This is a genomic window from Paenibacillus sp. PAMC21692 (assembly GCF_014303795.1).
In the GTDB taxonomy this organism is placed as follows: Bacteria; Bacillota; Bacilli; order Paenibacillales; family Paenibacillaceae; genus Pristimantibacillus; species Pristimantibacillus agaridevorans.
In genome coordinates this window covers 6,590,387-6,607,945 of sequence record NZ_CP060293.1, presented here as the reverse complement: position 1 = coordinate 6,607,945, position 17,559 = coordinate 6,590,387, and the positions used below count along the sequence as shown (strand labels likewise).

General features: G+C 50.2%; 12 protein-coding genes. 10 read left to right on the top strand and 2 right to left on the bottom strand.

Annotated elements, in window-relative coordinates; translation table 11 throughout:
- Positions 1–6: 6 nt before the first annotated feature.
- Genes H7F31_RS26875 through H7F31_RS26865 form a run of 3 tightly spaced genes read left to right on the top strand, consistent with a single transcriptional unit; the run spans position 7 to position 2,868 of the window.
- Positions 7–1,053: a glycoside hydrolase family 88/105 protein gene (locus H7F31_RS26875; RefSeq protein WP_187101306.1), complete on the top strand. Its 1,047-nt coding sequence runs from the start codon at positions 7–9 to the stop codon at positions 1,051–1,053.
- Positions 1,037–2,023 (top strand): ABC transporter permease, encoded by a 987-nt coding sequence (locus H7F31_RS26870; protein WP_261800145.1) that lies wholly within the window; start codon positions 1,037–1,039, stop codon positions 2,021–2,023. The genes H7F31_RS26875 and H7F31_RS26870 overlap by 17 nt, the downstream gene beginning before the upstream one ends.
- On the top strand, positions 2,017–2,868 hold the full coding sequence (locus tag H7F31_RS26865; RefSeq protein WP_187101305.1) for a carbohydrate ABC transporter permease: 852 nt from the start codon (positions 2,017–2,019) through the stop codon (positions 2,866–2,868). Before H7F31_RS26870 ends, H7F31_RS26865 begins: the two co-directional genes overlap by 7 nt.
- A gap of 220 nt (positions 2,869–3,088) precedes the next feature.
- On the opposite strand, the gene H7F31_RS26860 is transcribed toward H7F31_RS26865, so the two are convergent.
- Positions 3,089–4,591 (bottom strand): FAD-dependent oxidoreductase, encoded by a 1,503-nt coding sequence (locus H7F31_RS26860; protein ID WP_187101304.1) that lies wholly within the window; start codon positions 4,589–4,591, stop codon positions 3,089–3,091.
- A gap of 209 nt (positions 4,592–4,800) precedes the next feature.
- Here H7F31_RS26860 and H7F31_RS26855 point away from each other — a divergent pair, with 209 nt between their 5' ends.
- The 5 genes from H7F31_RS26855 (at position 4,801) to H7F31_RS26835 (ending at position 11,954) form a co-directional block, all read left to right on the top strand.
- On the top strand, positions 4,801–5,655 hold the full coding sequence (locus H7F31_RS26855) for an AraC family transcriptional regulator (protein ID WP_187101303.1): 855 nt from the start codon (positions 4,801–4,803) through the stop codon (positions 5,653–5,655).
- Positions 5,656–5,850: 195 nt separating this feature from the next.
- The gene (locus tag H7F31_RS26850) at positions 5,851–8,205 is read left to right on the top strand and encodes a helix-turn-helix domain-containing protein (RefSeq protein WP_187101302.1); all 2,355 of its coding nucleotides are present in this window, start codon (positions 5,851–5,853) and stop codon (positions 8,203–8,205) included.
- A gap of 181 nt (positions 8,206–8,386) precedes the next feature.
- Positions 8,387–10,009, top strand: coding sequence for an extracellular solute-binding protein (locus H7F31_RS26845; RefSeq protein ID WP_261800143.1), 1,623 nt, complete (start codon positions 8,387–8,389; stop codon positions 10,007–10,009).
- An 82-nt stretch (positions 10,010–10,091) separates the two neighbouring features.
- On the top strand, positions 10,092–11,066 hold the full coding sequence (locus H7F31_RS26840) for an ABC transporter permease (protein WP_187101301.1): 975 nt from the start codon (positions 10,092–10,094) through the stop codon (positions 11,064–11,066).
- A gap of 12 nt (positions 11,067–11,078) precedes the next feature.
- Positions 11,079–11,954, top strand: coding sequence for a carbohydrate ABC transporter permease (locus tag H7F31_RS26835; RefSeq protein WP_087570576.1), 876 nt, complete (start codon positions 11,079–11,081; stop codon positions 11,952–11,954).
- Between the two features lie 114 nt (positions 11,955–12,068).
- Here H7F31_RS26835 and H7F31_RS26830 read toward each other — a convergent pair whose 3' ends face one another.
- Positions 12,069–13,064 carry a helix-turn-helix transcriptional regulator gene (locus tag H7F31_RS26830; protein ID WP_261800566.1) on the bottom strand — a complete coding sequence of 332 codons (996 nt, stop codon included), beginning with the start codon at positions 13,062–13,064 and terminating at the stop codon, positions 12,069–12,071.
- A gap of 74 nt (positions 13,065–13,138) precedes the next feature.
- On the opposite strand from H7F31_RS26830, the gene H7F31_RS26825 reads away from it, so the two are divergent.
- Positions 13,139–15,610, top strand: a complete 2,472-nt coding sequence (locus H7F31_RS26825) for a glycoside hydrolase family 38 N-terminal domain-containing protein (RefSeq protein ID WP_187101299.1) — start codon at positions 13,139–13,141, stop codon at positions 15,608–15,610.
- 378 nt (positions 15,611–15,988) lie between these two features.
- Positions 15,989–17,557 carry a sensor histidine kinase gene (locus H7F31_RS26820; RefSeq protein WP_187101298.1) on the top strand — a complete coding sequence of 523 codons (1,569 nt, stop codon included), beginning with the start codon at positions 15,989–15,991 and terminating at the stop codon, positions 17,555–17,557.
- Positions 17,558–17,559 lie beyond the last annotated feature (2 nt).

Below are 17,559 nucleotides of genomic sequence, written 5' to 3'. Positions count from 1 at the left end.
TGGATCATGTTGAATCTGCAAATCTCAACCGCGAAGGAGCAATTGGCCAAGCTGGCCCGGTACACCATGCGTCCGCAGGAGCGGGACAGCGCCCATATGAAGGTGTGGCAATGGGGCCAGGGGGTGGCGCTTTACGGCCTGGGCAAAACATACGACGCTTTGGGAGATACCCATTATCTCGACTATATGGAGGAATGGCTGAACAGCTTTCTGCCGGGAAATCCTCCCGGCAAAAGCATTAATACGACGGCGCCGCTCCTGGGAGCCGTAAAGCTGATCAAAGAGCGTCGAACGAACAAATACACCGCTGTCTGCTCTGAATTCGCCGACTGGTGTCTTCACGAAGCGCCGCGCACTGTGGACGGGGCATTCGAGCATTCTTGTACGGAGAACCGCTATCCGGGAGAAATATGGGCGGATACCTTGTTTATGGGCTGCCTGTTCCTGGCCGAATGGGGTACCCTTACCGGCGAGAGACGTTATATCGATGAAGCTGTCAGACAGTTTGCGCTTCATTACAAATTTTTGCGCGATCCAGCTACAGGACTGATTGTGCATGGTTACAACGGAAACACCCATTCCCAGATGGGAGTACTCTGGGGCAGAGGCAACGGCTGGTTTGCGGCCGCTTCTGCCGATATGCTGGAGCTGGTCCAGGACTCTGCCGCCGCTTCCTCCATCGCCGAAGACTTCCTTAGCCATATGGCAGGCGTGCTCTCTACCCAGGACCGAGGGGGAATGTGGCATACGGTAATGGATCATCCCGCGTCCTATCCGGAAGCTTCCTGCACCGCCGCTTTTGCCTATGCCTTTCTGAAGGGGAATTCCACGGGAGTACTTGCCGGGTCACATCGGGCCAATGCATTCCAAGCCGTATCTGCCCTGCTCCACAGGATCGACGCGTTTGGTCGACTTGCGGAAGGCTCCGGCGGCACCTGCGTCATGCCTGCGGCTGCCGATTACAATGCCATCGGCTATGCCTATTCCCCGTTCACCCAGGGGCTTGGCATGATGGCGCTTTCCGGAGCGATTTTATATGGGGAAGAGGGGTAAAATGGAGGATCTTGCAACTGTGGAGACGGTTGCCGGTGGGGGAGCTCCCGGCAGGAAGAAAAGAAACCGTCTGCTGTATTATCTCGGTCGGGACCGGTATTTGTACCTGTTTCTGCTGCCGGCGCTGGTCTTTTATCTAGTTTTCAAATATTCTCCCCTTTACGGGGAACTGATCGCATTCAAGGACTTTCAAATCATGAAGGGAATCTGGAACAGTCCCTGGGTGGGTCTGAAACATTTCAATGACCTGCTGTCCAGCCAGGATTTCTGGCAGGTATTCCGCAATACGATGCTGTTGAATGTGTACAAGCTTGTATTTGTATTTCCGGCGCCTATCATTTTGGCGTTAATGCTTAATGAGGTTCGGTTCAACGGCTTTAAACGGTTGATCCAAAATCTGCTGTACCTGCCCCACTTCATTTCCTGGGTTGTGCTGGGCGGCGTCATCGTGGCCGTCTTGTCCCCCAGCACCGGAATTATCAACACCTTGTTGGAGAAGGGGTTCGGCATAGAACCCGTTTACTTTATGGCCCATTCCGGCTGGTGGCCGGTGGTGTTCACCTTCTCTTCCATCTGGCAGAGCGCCGGCTGGGGAACAATATTGTATCTGGCGGCCATGGCCACCATTGATCCCCAATTATATGAAGCCGCCAAAATAGACGGTGCCTCCAAGCTGCGTCAGATTTGGCATGTGACTTTGCCGGGCATCCGTCCAACCATCGCGATTCTGCTGATTCTACAGATGGGCCAAATCACGGATGTCGGTTTCGAACAGGTATACAATTTGCAAAACGAAGCGGTATTCGGCGTATCCGACGTCATCAGCACCTATGTATACCGGATGGGCTTGCAAGCCGCACAATACAGCTATTCCACGGCTGTGGGGCTGTTTCAGGGGGTTATTGCCCTTATTCTAATGTTTGCCGTCAATAAGATCACCAAGGCGATGGGAGAGAATGGATTATGGTAACCAAATGTCTGCGGAGTCTAAACGGGCTGATTCTCATCCTGTGCGCCGCTGCCACCACCTTCCCTCTGCTGAATGTGCTGGCTACCTCTTTTAGCGGAAGCACGGCTATTTTGTCCGGCGAGGTCTTTCTTTGGCCTGTGGATTGGACCATGACTGCCTTCTCCAACCTGTTCAAGGACGGGCAGTTGATGAATGCCATGAAAAATACCGTGATCATTACGGTTGCCGGAACAATCATGCAGATGACGGCCACAACGCTGGCCGCTTACTCCTTGTCCAAAACCCGGCTTAAGGGCAGGCGAATAGCACTGCTGCTGATTTTGTTCACCATGATGTTCGGCAGCGGTCTGATCCCGATGTTTCTGCTGTTAAAAAACTTGCATATTCTCAATACCTTCTGGGCGATCTGGCTGCCGGGATTGATCAGCGCCTACAACCTCTTTGTCATGAAGTCATCCTTCGAGGGGCTGCCCGGCGAGTTGGAGGAATCGGCCACCATTGACGGCGCCAGCGACCTGACCATCTTTACCCGGATTGTCATCCCGCTGTCAAAGCCGGTGCTTGCCGCCATTTCCCTCTTTTATGCGGTGGGACTGTGGAATGTGTACGCGCCAGCCCTGTACTTTATTACGGATTCCTCCTTAATGCCGCTTACCGTAAAGCTCTATCAGATGATCCAACTGCCTGACAGCAATCTTCTGGACAGTTCCGATCTGAGCTTTGTGCCTCCGGAAGGTATGAAGGCTGCTGCCATTATCATTACCGTCTTGCCGATTTTGTGCCTTTATCCGTTTCTGCAGAAATATTTTGTCAAAGGAGTATTGCTGGGCTCGATCAAGGGTTGAAGCGGAATTGTCAAGAGCTCGCATGTCTGCGAGCTCTTTTCTCATAATTAGCTATGATTTTAATATAAGTGAGAGTTCAAAAAGTCCGGTTTTCAGTGCCGAGAAGATGGAATGAAGCTAGAAACTGAGGAACGGAGCGTAGTGGAAGCTACGTGAGTACCGGAAGTTTCGGCTGAATTCCATATTCGATGTCGAATAGGCTACCTGAACTGCTTCGCAATCAAAAGTGGGCTTTTTGAACAACCTCTCTAAATGGATTATGATGGGAGGCGCTGCTTCCAGAACCTCCATGACGGTGAAGTTTAAGCGTTTCATCTAATGCATCGTCAATCTCCTCTCCCAGCAAGTATTGCCCTTGTGCCAGAAGCATGGCACGCACCTGTTTGACATTAACTTGACGATTTATAGCGCCCTCGGCAGCCGCAAGCGCCGCTGCCGTTCCTGCGCCTTGTCCGATGCCCATTGCGGTAGCCATGACGCGTACGGAGCCGAACGCGTGGTGGCTTGCCGAGATGCATCGCCCGGCCGCCCACGCATTATCGAGCCCTTGCGGCAGCAAGCTGCGGTAAGGGATTTCGTAGACCGCTTTGCCTGAGCCGGTAAATACTTGTTGTTCCCCTTCGGGCGGATGAATATCGATCGCGAAGGTACCGCAGGCAATGCCATCCTCGAACTTTCGACTGTTCAGGACATCTTCTTCGGTCATCGTATAATCGCCGATGATATGCCGCGTTTCCCGAACGCCTACTTGCACGCCGGTATCCAGCACGTACGAGTCTTCGAATCCGCCAACCCGGTTTTTCAAAAATTCCGCAACCTTCCATGCTTGACGGCGCGTTTCTGTCTCGGCCCTGGTCAAATCGCGTACATCCGTACCGTCGATACCTTGCAAACGGGTGCAATTCACTGCGAATTGGCCTTCTCGCGGCAGTTCATACATCAGGATGCGCGGTGCTGCATCTTGCGGATATTCGCCCTTTTCCATCGCATCTTTAATCACTTCTTTCATGCCCAGAAACGCTAATGCGCTTTGTTCATCAATCTCTGCATCGGTAGGGGAATCCTTGAGCAAGTGGCGGTTCGCCTTCATCCACGATTTCAACCCCGGAATATCTATGCCTCCGATCCGATAAAAAAGAGTTACCGGCTGCATCGCTCCGTCCGATTCCCTGCCTTTAACAAACGGTGCACCGGCGCGGGCAATGACATCGGCATCCGCCGAACAGTCTATCACATACTTCGGGCAAATCGCCTGACGGCCGCTTTTGCTTTCGACCAGTACAGTCGTGATCCTGCCGTTCTCCACCAACACGTCGGAGAAAGCGCAGTGCAGGAGCAACTCGACTCCGGCTTCATCCAGCATGTCAAGCAAGATCAGTTTCATCCCTTCAGGGTCAAACGGGGTCATGGAGGCATTGTCAAATGTAAGATCGGTAACATGGCCGGGCGATGCGGTTAATTTGACCAAACGATCCACCACTTCGCCGGCCACGCCGCGAATGACTTGCTTGCCGTGGACATCATGGAATGTAAACATGGGGTTGACCATTGCGATCGTCAGGTTGCCCCCTACAAAGCCGTAACGCTCGATCAGCATGGTTCTGGCTCCCGATCTGGCCGCAGCAACCGCTGCTCCGATTCCTGCCGGACCGCCTCCGACGATCAGCACATCCGGCTCGGCAATGACCGGTATTTCTCTTGAAGCTTCAACAACTGTTTTCATAGACAACAATCTCCTCCATCTTACGGATTTGGTGCGATCAGATGCGGCTACGATGATTTCATTTTTGTGAATTTGCACAATTTTATGATCGTTGCAGCCAAAGTTTTCTTCTTGGAACTACATATATCTTAGCAAAATCAGGCATATTGCCGTTAGGCGCGAGATAACGATATACTTGTGAATAGTAACGATGATGTGGAGGTGACACCATGGCGGACAAGCTGCACTTCAGCTCGATCGATCATTTGCGATTTTATTTGAAATGGGGCTACGAATGGAAGATGCCCCCGGACTGGCGGTTTGAACGAATAAACCGATATCCCTTCTTCTGGCTTGTCACAGAAGGGACGATGGACGTGATCTATGACAATCGCGCGTATCGGCTCGAAGCCGGCAGCTTATTCTGCGCAGAAGCTTATTTGCCGCTTCAGGTGCAAGGCTCAAGCGAGCGGCCCATCGCTTTTCTGTCTATCGGCTATGAAGCCGACGTGCTCGGCACTTCACTGGCCTCCTGGCTGCAGCTTCCGATTCATCATATGCTGGCTGATTCCGCAAACCTGCAGCAAATCTGGCGCAAGCTGATTCGTCAGCTCGACTACCTGCTGTCTCTGGAACCCGGCGAAGCCGTAGTTCCGGAGCAATTGCAAGTATTGTCCCAGCAGTATGCCTGGCTAAACCAATTACTAAGCCAGCTGCCCATTCAGCTGTCAACAGCTTCATCAATTTATGACGGCAAAGTCGATGAGGCTTGCCGCTTTATAGAAGCTCATTTTCACGAGGACTTGTCTACCGCCTCCATAGCCGCATCCGTCCATCTGTCACCCAATTATTTGAGAACGCTGTTCCAGCGTGATCTGCGCTTGTCGCCGGTTGATTATGTCAGGCACAGAAGGCTTCGCAAAGCGCAGGAGCTGCTGTTATCCGGGGCGGCTCCGATAAGCGTTGTCGGCGAACAGGTTGGCTACAAAGATCCTGCGGAATTTAGCCGCATATTCAAAAAACATTTCCATCTCAGTCCGCAGAAGTATCGACAAAAATGGAAATCATCCGAGATGGGTTGCTAAGGCACGAGAAGGATGCAAGCCACAGCGGGGTGGGGGATTCCCCCCTCATACCTAAAAAAAACACAAGGCCTGCCAATGATACGACAAATGCGACAATCGAATTCCATGTAATATGTAAGAGAAGGAAAAAACAACCGATTGCCGTCCTTAAAAGTTGAAAGCGCATTCTTTGGTGGATGCGGGAGGGAGAAAACCATGATCCAAAAATGGCGTTCCGGAAAAGAAGGGGAAACGTTCCGTCGATCCGTATTCTTCAAGCTGCTGCTGTCGTTCATGGCGATTCTGATGATACCGTTCGTGATCGGAGCGCTGCTGTACGGCCGGATGGAGCAGGCGCTGATTGAAAACGCCTACGATTCCAACCAAACGCTGCTTCAGCAGACGCGGCTCGCTGTAGACAGCCGGATGAACGAGGTGGATCAGCTGGCAGCCCAGATTGCCTTCGACCCCATGCTCCAGCTGTTCCTGTACGAGGAGAACAACCGCGCAAGCATTAACGATTACACCTATATCGAACTGATCCGCAATCTAAAACGTTACCGCACCTTATCCCCTTTCATCGACGATTATTATGTCTACTTCAAGCAATCCGACCGAATTGTCACAACGACGATTCGCACGGATACGGATACCTTCTATCGTTATATCAACGAATATCAGAACCGCAGTCTCGATGAAATCAGATCGCTTCTTAACAGCTATCATCTGAGAACCTATCTGCCCGCCGAACCTATCCAATATGATCAAAAGCAAAGAAGTATGATTACGACGATCTCCTCGCTTCCCATGGGCGACAATACCGAGGTGAGAGGTTCCCTTGTCGTCACCATCGACGAGACCCAACTGCTCGGACAACTGCGCAAATCCGATCATCGCGAGACCGATTATTACATCTTCGGCGCGGACGGACAGGTGATCAGCACGACGTCGGACCGTTCCGGCGCGGTGGAAGATTTGAGAAGCAGCATGGGCCTTGGCTACGGCAACCTCGCGGCAACCATAGGCGGTACGGACATGCTTATCTCCTATACGACTTCCAGTCAAAATGATTGGACCTATGTTTCCGTCATTCCCAAGACGATCATTCTGTCCAAAGTAAACGAAACGAAGTCTCTCGCGCTGCTGCTTCTTCTGTTATGCATGGCAGGAGGCTTCGCGGTGTCGTATTATCTCGCATACAAAAACCATCGGCCGATCCGGGAGCTGATTCATACCATCCTGCAAGGCAAAAATATGAGCGGAGTAGCTATCCGCAACGAATTTGCTTTTATCCGCAATGAGCTGCTGTCCTCCATCGTCGAAGAGAAGCAAATGCGAGGCGTGCTGTCGCAGCAAAAGCCTGTTATTCAGGCAGACTTTATCTCCCGTCTCATGAAGGGATTCGTGGATACGTCTAGTCTGAAGGAAAGCGACTTTTCCTTCATGAACGTGTCGCTTCCACATCCCTATTATGGCGTTGTATTATTGCAAATCGACGATTGCAGGCGATTCGTGCAAGAAGAATCGGAGCGGGAATGGACTCTGGTCCGCTTTATTCTCATTAATCTGAGCAATGAGCTGCTGGCTGGCAATGGATATGCCATCGAGCTTGATCGTGACCGCGTCGGCATCCTGCTCAATTCGACCGAGTCGATCGCGGAGAAAGGCAACGAGCTGGACAGGCTGCTGCAGAGCATCAAGTCGCAGATGGAGGGGAAATTCCGTACGTCGGTCACGATTGCCGTAAGCAACATGAAATCGGGCATACACGGCATTGCCGTCGCATACGGCGAAGCGGTGACGGCTATGGAGCACAAGTCGATGCAAGAGCAGGGGAGCATTATCTATTACGATGCGATCCGAGGCATGGAGCGGCATTACTTCTATTATTCGCTCGAGATGGAAGCGCAACTGATGAACTACGCCAAGAGCGGTGATTACGGCAACGTCGAGAAGGTGCTCGATCAATTGTTCGAGATCAACTTCCAATCGCGGTCGATTTCCCCCGAGATGGCCAAATATTTGTCCTCGGAGCTTATGAGCACGGTGATCAAGCTGCTAAGCGCTCTGAATATCGACGATGAAACGTTTTTCGGCGGCGAAGGCGAGTCGTTTAAATATTTGGCAAAGATCGGCACGGCAGAGGAGATGAACGCGGCGCTCAAGCGGCTGTATCATGCTATCTGCGCGAAGGTGACGGGAGACAGAAGCGATCACAGCGATCTGCTGGCTTCCCGGATCAGATGTTATATTGAAAGCCATTACGACAGCAACGAATTAAGCTTGACGACGATTGCCGACCATGTCGGCCTTAACCCTTCGTATCTGTCGACCTTCTACAAGAAGCAGACGGGCCATAACGTGACGGAATACATCACTTCGCTGCGGATGAAAGAAGCGAAGACGCTGCTCGCGGAGACGGAGCTCACGGTCGCGGCCATCGCAGTCAAGGTCGGCTTCGCAAACGACATTGGATTGATCCGCCTGTTCAAGAAGACGGAGGGCATAACACCGGGCAAATACCGTGAAATCGCTGGCGGGAGCGGGCCTGACAACGAGGCTGTTCTATAAGAATAGAGGTCCATCTAGAAAGAAGATAATGCGTGATCTGAACATTGAATAGCGATTCTAACAGATTGACCGTATTCGTAATCACCTCTCCAGAACTACGATGAATTCAGCAGCAGGAGTTGCTGCGGCAATACGATTGCAAAGATTCATTCATTACATTCGAGAGGGGATTGAATCGCTTATGTTAAGAAGAAACAAATGGTTGACCTTGTTCATGGCCGTCTTGGCTGCGGCCGTCATGCTGGCGGGATGCTCAGGCGGCAACAACGGCGAAGGAAACAATACCGGCGCTACGAACAAGCCGGACTCAACCAAAGCGCCTGAGGAGGCTGCTGCAGTTGAGTATCCGGAGGGACTTTCCTATTGGATTCATATGAACCCCAATGCGACTGCGACAATGGCAACTCTCGGCGACAGTAAAATTTATCAACAATTGGAAAAGGTTACGGGCACAAAGGTGACCTGGACGCATCCATCCGGAGAAGGCGCACAGATCGAGGAGCAATTCAATCTGATGTTGGCTTCCAAAAAGCTGCCGGACGTCATCGAACGCAACTGGTTGACCGTCTCCCGGGGACCGGATGATGCCATCAAATCCGGAACCATTGTGAGACTGAACGAACTTATCGAAGAACATGCGCCGAATTTGACGGCTTATCTTAATGAACATCCCGAAATTAAAAAAATGATTATGACCGACGAAGGCAATATTTATTCCTTTCCGTTCATTCGCGGCCATGAGAAGCTGATGGTATTTTTTGGTCCTATCATCCGCAAGGATCTCCTGGACAAGACCGGTCTGCCGATTCCCGAGACGATCGACGAGTGGGAGACCGTGCTGGAAGCGATCAAGGAACAGACGGGCGGCGAAGCTCAATTTTTGCAGCGCATCTCCGACATCAAAGTTGGTCATGGATTTATCGGCGCTTTCGGCATACCGCTAGAATTTTACAATGATAACGGTACGGTCAAATACGGTTCGATGCAGCCGGAATATAAAGAATTTTTGACCGTGATGAATCGCTGGTACAAAAAAGGGCTGCTGGATCCCGACTTTGCTGCCATGGATACAAAGCTGATGGACTCCAAGATAACGACCGGCAAGACCTCGGCATTTGTGGGCTATACCGGCAGCGGCATCGGCAAGTATATGGGACTCATGAAGGATGATCCAACCTTCGAGCTCGTATCGACTCCTTATCCGACGCTCAACAAAGGCGAAAACGCCGTATGGGGACAGCGCGACTTCGCCTACACGGGTATTGGAGCGGCTATTACGACTGCAGCCAAAAATCCGGAGCAAATCGTGAAGTGGCTGGATTATGCTTATGGTCCGGACGGTCACAACCTGTTCAACTTCGGCATTGAAGGCGAAAGCTTTACCATGGTGGACGGCAAACAAAAATATACGGACGTCATTATGAAAAATCCCGACGATCTGCCGATTACGCAGGCGATGGCGCAATACTTCCGTGCGAGCTACAACGGTCCATTTGTGCAGGACCCCGGTTACATCGAACAATATTTGGAGCTGCCTTCCCAGCAGGAAGCGCTTGTGAACTGGGAGAAAGCAACGACGAAAATGCAGATGCCGCTTACGACGCTTACAGCCGAGGAAGGGCGCAAGAAGGCTTCCGTCATGACCGACCTTAATGTATATCACGAGGAAATGATGCTGAAATTCATCATGGGCACGGAACCGCTTGAGAAGTTCGAGGAATATGTGGAGACGCTTAAAGCGATGGGCATCGAAGAAGTCATCAAGCTGGAGCAGGCGGCGCTGGAGCGGTTCTTGAAGAGATAGCAGGCAGTCCGTGCCTGGAGAGATGGTCTTGTCCATTCTTCAGGCACGGACGATTTAACGGGGGATAGGGAGGAGCAACGTTATGGCGGTCATAGAGAAATCCAATGGATCATCGGCTGGGATCGGCGGATCCGGCTCCCGTATAAGCTTCGGACAACGTGTCCGGAAGGATTTTGCGAAAAACAAGTTGATTTATTTGATGTTAAGTCCGGCGGTCGCGTATTTCCTGTTGTTTCATTATGGTCCCATGTACGGCATGCAAATCGCGTTTAAGGATTTTGCGATCAAACTGGGCATTAACGGAAGTCCGTGGACGGGCTTCGATAACTTCGCAGATTTTTTTTCCAGCTTTTATTTCGGAAGAATACTCGTGAATACGATTCTGCTCAGCTTATATAGTCTGATTTTCGCGTTCCCGGCAGGGATCGTGCTTGCCCTGCTGCTGAACGAAGTGCGCAAAAGCTGGTTCAAGCGGACCGTTCAGACGATTACGTATATGCCGCATTTCATCTCGCTCGTCGTCGTAGTCGGCATTATGTTCGATTTCCTGGCGCGGGACGGGCTGGTTAACAATGTGCTGAATTCGCTGCTTGGCATTGAACCGATCGCTTTCATGAGGGAAGCGGACTGGTTCCGAACGTTGTATATCGGCTCCGGGATCTGGCAGAACGTCGGATGGAGCTCCATCATATTCCTGGCGGCGATCGCTACGATCGATCCTTCCATCTACGAAGCCGCCCGAATCGACGGCGCCAGCCGCTGGAAGCAGACGCTGCACGTGACGCTTCCCGGCATCGCTCCGACGATCATTATTTTGCTCATTCTCAATATTGGTCAATTGCTCGCGGTCGGCAGCGAAAAAATACTGCTTATGTACAATCCGATTACGTATTCGACGGCCGACGTTATCGGCACCTATACGTACCGGAAAGGCATCTTGGAGACGAACTACAGCTATGCCGCCGCAGTCGGCATGTTCAATGCGATTATCAGCTTCACGCTGCTCATCATCGCCAACGCCGTCTCTCGCAAGACGAGCGAGACCAAACTATGGTAAGGAGTGTGTAAGATGAGGGCGACGACTGGCGAGAAGGTATTCGGAGTATTTAATATCACCTTTTTATTCGGGCTTTCCTTGGCTGCTCTGTATCCGCTCATATTCGTATTGTTCGCGTCGTTTAGCGATCCCGGTCAGCTGGTTCAGACGAGAGGGCTTCTTTTGTTCCCCAAAGGTTTTACGTTTGACGCCTACCGGATGGTATTTATGAATCCGTCGATCGGCACGGCTTATCTAAATACGCTGTTCTACGTGATCGCGGGTACGGCGCTTAATATTTTCCTCTCGTCCATGGCGGCTTACGGGTTATCGAGACGGGATGTGTTATGGAAAAATCCCATTATGTTTATGATTACGTTTACGATGTTTTTCGAGGGCGGTCTGATTCCGACGTTTTTGCTCATTAACGAGCTGGGGCTGCTGGATACGCGAATGGCCATCATCATCCCGACGGCGATCAGCGCATTTAATCTCATTATTATGAGAACGGCCTTTCAGGCGGTGCCGGTCGAGCTGGAGGAATCCGCACGGCTGGACGGGGCGAGTGATTTTCGCATCTGCTGGTCGGTCGTCTTCCCGCTGTCGATGCCGGTTATCGCGGTTATGCTGCTATTTTATGGCGTGTCGCATTGGAACTCCTGGTTCTCGGCGATGATTTACTTGCAGGATCGGGCTTTGTTCCCGCTGCAGCTCATCCTGCGCGAAATACTGATCGTCAACGATACGAGCAGCATGATGACCGATATTAGCTCGGGAGACCAGATGCCGATCGGCGAAACGATCAAATACGCGACGATCATCGTGGCCACGCTGCCGATTCTATGCGCGTATCCGTTCTTGCAAAAGTATTTTGTTAAAGGCGTCATGATCGGGGCTGTAAAGGGGTAGCGTGTTATCGGCTACCGCTTCGCTAGAGGGATAATAAGGATTCTATAAAGGCTGGCGCGGAGAGGTTATCTGTCTCTCGGCTCTGGCCTTTTGTGTATGCCAAATAAAGGCCGTTTAATCGGAAAAACAGCCTTTGCGATATGCAGTAGGACTAATCCCGTAAGCCGATTTGAACACGCGGCTGAAGTAAAAGGCGCTCGAAAACCCGGCACGGTCGGCAATTTCTTTGATCGACAGATCGGTATGCTTCAATAAGTCTTCCGCTTTGTAAAGCCGGATTTCCGTCATACGCTCGATAATGGTTCGGCCTGTGTGACGCTTAAACTCCCGAGCAACATGGGCATAGCTGTGATGCAACGAGGCTGCGAGGCTTTTTACGTCCAACTCCCTATCTTGCAGGTCTCCCAAAAAAATATCGACTTTGCGGACAAGCCGATTCGTCGGTTTGACAGGAGAAAAGGCAAGGGCGGCAGCAGGAAGCGATTCGGTTAAGCGCAGCAAAAGCCGTACAAAAGACATCTGCAAAAAGATAGCTTGCTCGCCAGCTTCCGACTGCGCAAGCAGGGTTTCGAGATATTTTCCGATGCCGAACTCGTCTGTCTTGGGAGGAGTTACTCCAATGGTTAACCGCATCAATTTGTCATAGATGGCGATCGCATCTAATTTCGATTCTGTATCCGCATCTGCCGTCCTTTGGAACATCCGCCATCTTAGGCATAAACCTTCATGAGGAGAGGATGCTTCGTAACGATGGGAATGTACGAAACCCGGCGGGATGAGCACGAATGTACCTTGATCCATCCGATGCATGATTCCGTCCTCCAGGGCGGTATGCATGGTCCCTTGCACGACATAGTTGAATTCGTACCAATCATGGGAATGGGGAGCGCAGTATGAAACTCCGGAAGAGTCCTCGAATAAAATATCGATCCATTCGATGACGACATCATTTAAGGTAATTGTTCGACATGCGTGATGGGTCAAAAATTGCGTTTGCGATTTTCGTTCGAGTATCCCCATTGGATGAAACCCCCTATCGTAAAGAAAGAGTTCGCTACGAAAGCTTCGGAGTCCTGCTAACCACATCATTTTAGTGCAAATCGAAGTCATTTCTCGCAATTCTCACAGCACGTTTGGCTGTGACACAATAGGGGGAGTTCAACAAGAGAGGATGACGTGTACAAATGAAAAAATTGCATTTGCTCAGCAACGCGCACCTGGACCCCGTCTGGCAATGGCAGTGGGAAGAAGGCGCCGCCGCAGCGGTGTCCACTTTCCGCGCAGCGGCCGACTTCTGCGAGCAATTTGAAGGTTATGTCTTCAATCATAATGAAGCGATACTATACCAATGGATCGAAGAATATGAACCAGAGTTGTTCGAGCGGATCCGCAAACTGGTTGCCTCCGGCAAATGGCACATCATGGGGGGATGGTATCTGCAACCGGATTGCAATATGCCTTCCGGCGAATCGATGGTGCGTCAAATTCTCGCAGGGCGTACCTATTTCCGTGAAAAATTTGGAGAAGGGCATGATCCGACGACGGCGATCAACTTCGATCCGTTTGGCCATTCCCAAGGTCTTGTGCAAATATTGAATCTGGCCGGTTTCGATTCTTATATCTTCATGCGGCCGGACGAGATGACTTTACCGGCACAAGATTTTATTTGGAAAGGCTTTAATGGAAGCTCGGTCATGGCGCATAAGGTCTGGGGGGGATATAATTGTCAACTGGGCAAATCGGTTGATAAAATCGTTAAATGGATGGATGAGAATGCGGATGCGCCGATTGGTCTCGTCTTATGGGGTGTCGGCAACCATGGCGGCGGACCATCAAGAGTAGACCTGAAGCTAATAGCTGAGCTGCAGGGAGAAAGAAAGGATTTCGAGATCGTGCACTCGACGCCCGAAACTTATTTTGCGGAGCTCGCGCAAGTCAAAGATTTGCCGGCGTTCGAAGGGGATTTGAATCCGCGATTCGTAGGCTGCTACACCTCGCAAATTCGGATCAAACAAAAACACCGGAAGCTCGAGAACGAATTATTTATGACGGAAAAAATGCTGTCGACGGCCGCATTGGAAGCAGGGCTTTCCTATCCTTATGATGATCTGCAAGCCGCGCTTCGGGATTTGCTTACGAGCGAGTTTCACGACATTTTGCCGGGCTCGTCGGTACAAAGCGTCGAGGAAACTTCGCTAAGAGGGCTTGATCACGGTCTGGAGATCTTAAGCAAGCTGAAGGCGCGCGCCTTCTTTGCGCTCGCTGCCGGGCAGCCGGCCGCTGAACAAGGAGAATATCCTATCCTTGTTTATAATCCTCATCCGTATCCGGTTCGCGGCGTATGGGAATGTGAATTCATGCTCGAAGATCAGAACTGGAAAGAAGAATATTCTATGCCGATCGTCTATAAGGACGGAGTGCGCGTTCCTTCCCAACCGGAGAAGGAGGATAGCAACCTTAATCTGGATTGGAGAAAAAAAGTGGTTTTCGAAGCCGAGCTGCCGCCGATGTCCATGAACCGATTCGAATGCCGAATGGAGCTGCTTGCCGAGAAGCCGAGTCCTGCGCTCACGGCGGAACAAGGGAAGTTCGTATTCCAGACCGACGATCTGCACGTCGTCATTAATGCTTTGACGGGACTGATCGACGAGTATGCTGTAGATGGTATAAATAGAATAGCTCCGGGAGCTTGCGTCCCCCTTGTCGTTAACGATAACGGAGACCCGTGGAGAATGGACGTCAACGCGTTTAGAGATGTCCTTGGGCGTTTTCAATTGATGCCATCGGGTCAAGGAACGGATTTCTCGGGGGTGGACGCAGGGCTGCTTCCATCGGTTCGAGTAATCGAGGATGGAGAAGTGCGCACGGTCATCGAAGCTTTGTTTTTCTATCGGGATTCTCAAATTGTACAAACCTATAAACTACCGAAACAAGGAAGCGAAATCGAGATTCATGTCAGAGTTTTCTGGAACGAAAAGGACAAATTACTGAAGTGGTCGATTCCAACTTCGATCGGCGACCATGCTGCATATCGCGGACAGACGATGTTCGGAGTAGCCGAATTGCCGAATGATGGCCATGAAGCGGTCGCTCAGAAATGGGTTGCGGCGGTGGACGATCATTCAGCTTTTACGGTCGTTAATGACGGTGTGTATGGTTCGGATTTCAAGGACGGGGAAATCAGGATGACGTTGTTGCGATCCCCTGCTTATTGCGCGCATCCTATACTGGATAGACCGCTTGTCGTTCAGGATCGTTTTTTGCCGCGAATGGATCAAGGAGAACGCCAATTCACGTTTTGGCTCAATGCAGGGAACAAGAAGGAACGGTTGGAGGCCGTCGACCGCGAAGCGCTTGCACATGGCGAGAAACCATTCGTATTATCCTTTTTCCCGTCAGGCCTTGGCGAGTTGCCCGGTTGTCCGTTCGAGCTTGAAGATGAAGTCGTGCAATTAACGACATTTAAACGCGAAGAGCGTGGCGATGGGTACATCTTGCGTCTCTTTGAACCTACGGGACAAGCTCGCGAAACGGCGATCATCCTGGGAAGAAGCGGGAAGTCCATTCCCGTAACCTTATCCGGATTTGAAGTGAAGACGTTGCGGCTGAATCCAATCGAAGGTACGATTTCCGAGGTGGCTTTGTTGGAGCAATAATGGAAGAGAGAGGTCGTTGATAGACTTGAAAGTTCCCTGCATGCTCTTTCGGCATTCCGCCGAGAGCATGCTTTTTCATAGATAAAGCCATTTGCAAACGACGTCAAATAACCTTTACGTAATTACGAATAAACCTGCTAAAATAAAATTAGTTCAAGCGTGGGAACATCGATAGAAAGGAGAAACCAATTGCGAACCAATCCAATATCACTTTTTCGTACGGTATGGCGAAAAATTAATTCCAAACTATTCTATAAAATGGTCATTCTATATTCGTTGCTTACTGTTATACCGCTTGCGCTTGTCAGCACGACCTTTTACCTGCGTTCCAAGAGCATATTTGAAACAAGGCTTCTCGAATCGAGAAGCCATACGCTCGTGGAGACCTCGGATAAAATCGATATTATTTTGAAAGCGGTTGCAGAGAATTTGGAAGGTTATGCAGACGACAGAGTCATGATCAGTGTTCTGAAAAATGATAAGGTCCCATCGACAGGAGCGATTAATCTTGCAGAGAGAAAGTCTCTAGAAAGCAATTTAATTGCATTTCTAAACTTCGTGCTGACGAACACCGATCTTGGCATTAATTATATCGACGCTATCTACTTATATAACGAAGCGGGGAAAATCTATAAGACGGAGAATGCATCGGATCCCGAATTCCATTTGGCGTTGACCGTTCTTCCGTTCTCTCAACGGGATAAACCGGAATGGGCATTTTTTGTTGATCATTCCCGCCTTGTCTGTTCCATTCAAATTATCGATTATACAACGAATACGAAGCTGGGATATCTCTCTGTCATGCTCAAGCCTAAAGCCATAAAAGAACTATATGCTTCTTATCCGGAGGGCTCCTTTTTCATTACCAACAACAGAAATGTTATTTTGTCGGCCGGAGATCCCGAATCCGTCGGAGAGTTATTCCAGGCTCGTACGTCCAAACAGATTGTTGTAAACAAACGAGTTTCCCTTTATTCAGGTTTCGTGTACTTCAACGTAGTGAGTCGATCTGAACTGTATTATGAAATCATTCAATTGGGCAGGTTTGCAGCTTGGACAACCATTGCTTCGCTTGGAGTGGTATTGCTGCTTACCTTTATCCTGCTCAAGCGTGTAACAGGGCCGCTTCGCAAGTTGACGATGCTGATGCGCAAAGCGGAAAAAGAAGTTTTTGTGCCGATAAAAGGCATTAGATCTTACGATGAAATCGGGATGCTGAGCGAAAGTTTTAATAGTCTGATCGCAGAGGTCAGAGACTTAATCGATAAGGTTTATAAAGCGGAGCTCTATAAAAAAGATGCTGAGATTAAAGCGATAAAAATGTATATGTCTCCCCATTTTTTATACAACACGCTGGAGATCGTCGGAATCATTGCAAAGAGTCCAGAGGGAATTAAAGTAGTGCCCGAAATGGTGCAAACCCTATCTCGCATACTTAGATTTTCAATAACGCCAGGCAATGACTTTATAACGCTAAAAACGGAAGTGCAATTTGTGCAGTGGTATATGCAACTGCATCAATATCGACTCGGAGAGAGGTTAACCTTTACTGTACAAGTTCCTGAAGAACTGTTGTCCGTTAAAGTGCCTAAGCTCATTTTGCAGCCTTTAGTGGAAAATGCTGTTATCCATGGCATCAGTCAAATCATGACTACGGGCCATATTGAGGTATTGGCCTATGAATTGGACTACGATTTGATTCTTGAAGTGCGCGATAACGGAGGCGGCGTTACAAAACAAGAAGAACCGGGATCGATTGTGGAAACAAAAGATTTCACTCAAACAGAAGCAATGAATGAGAAAAAGGGATTAGGAACAGGACTCAATCAATTGGAAACCAGAATTAAACTGCTATACGGAGCACGATATGGATTGGAAATCATAGATACAGCAGGAGAAGGAGCAGTTATCCGTATCTTGCTGCCAATGACATTTACGGAGGGCTGATG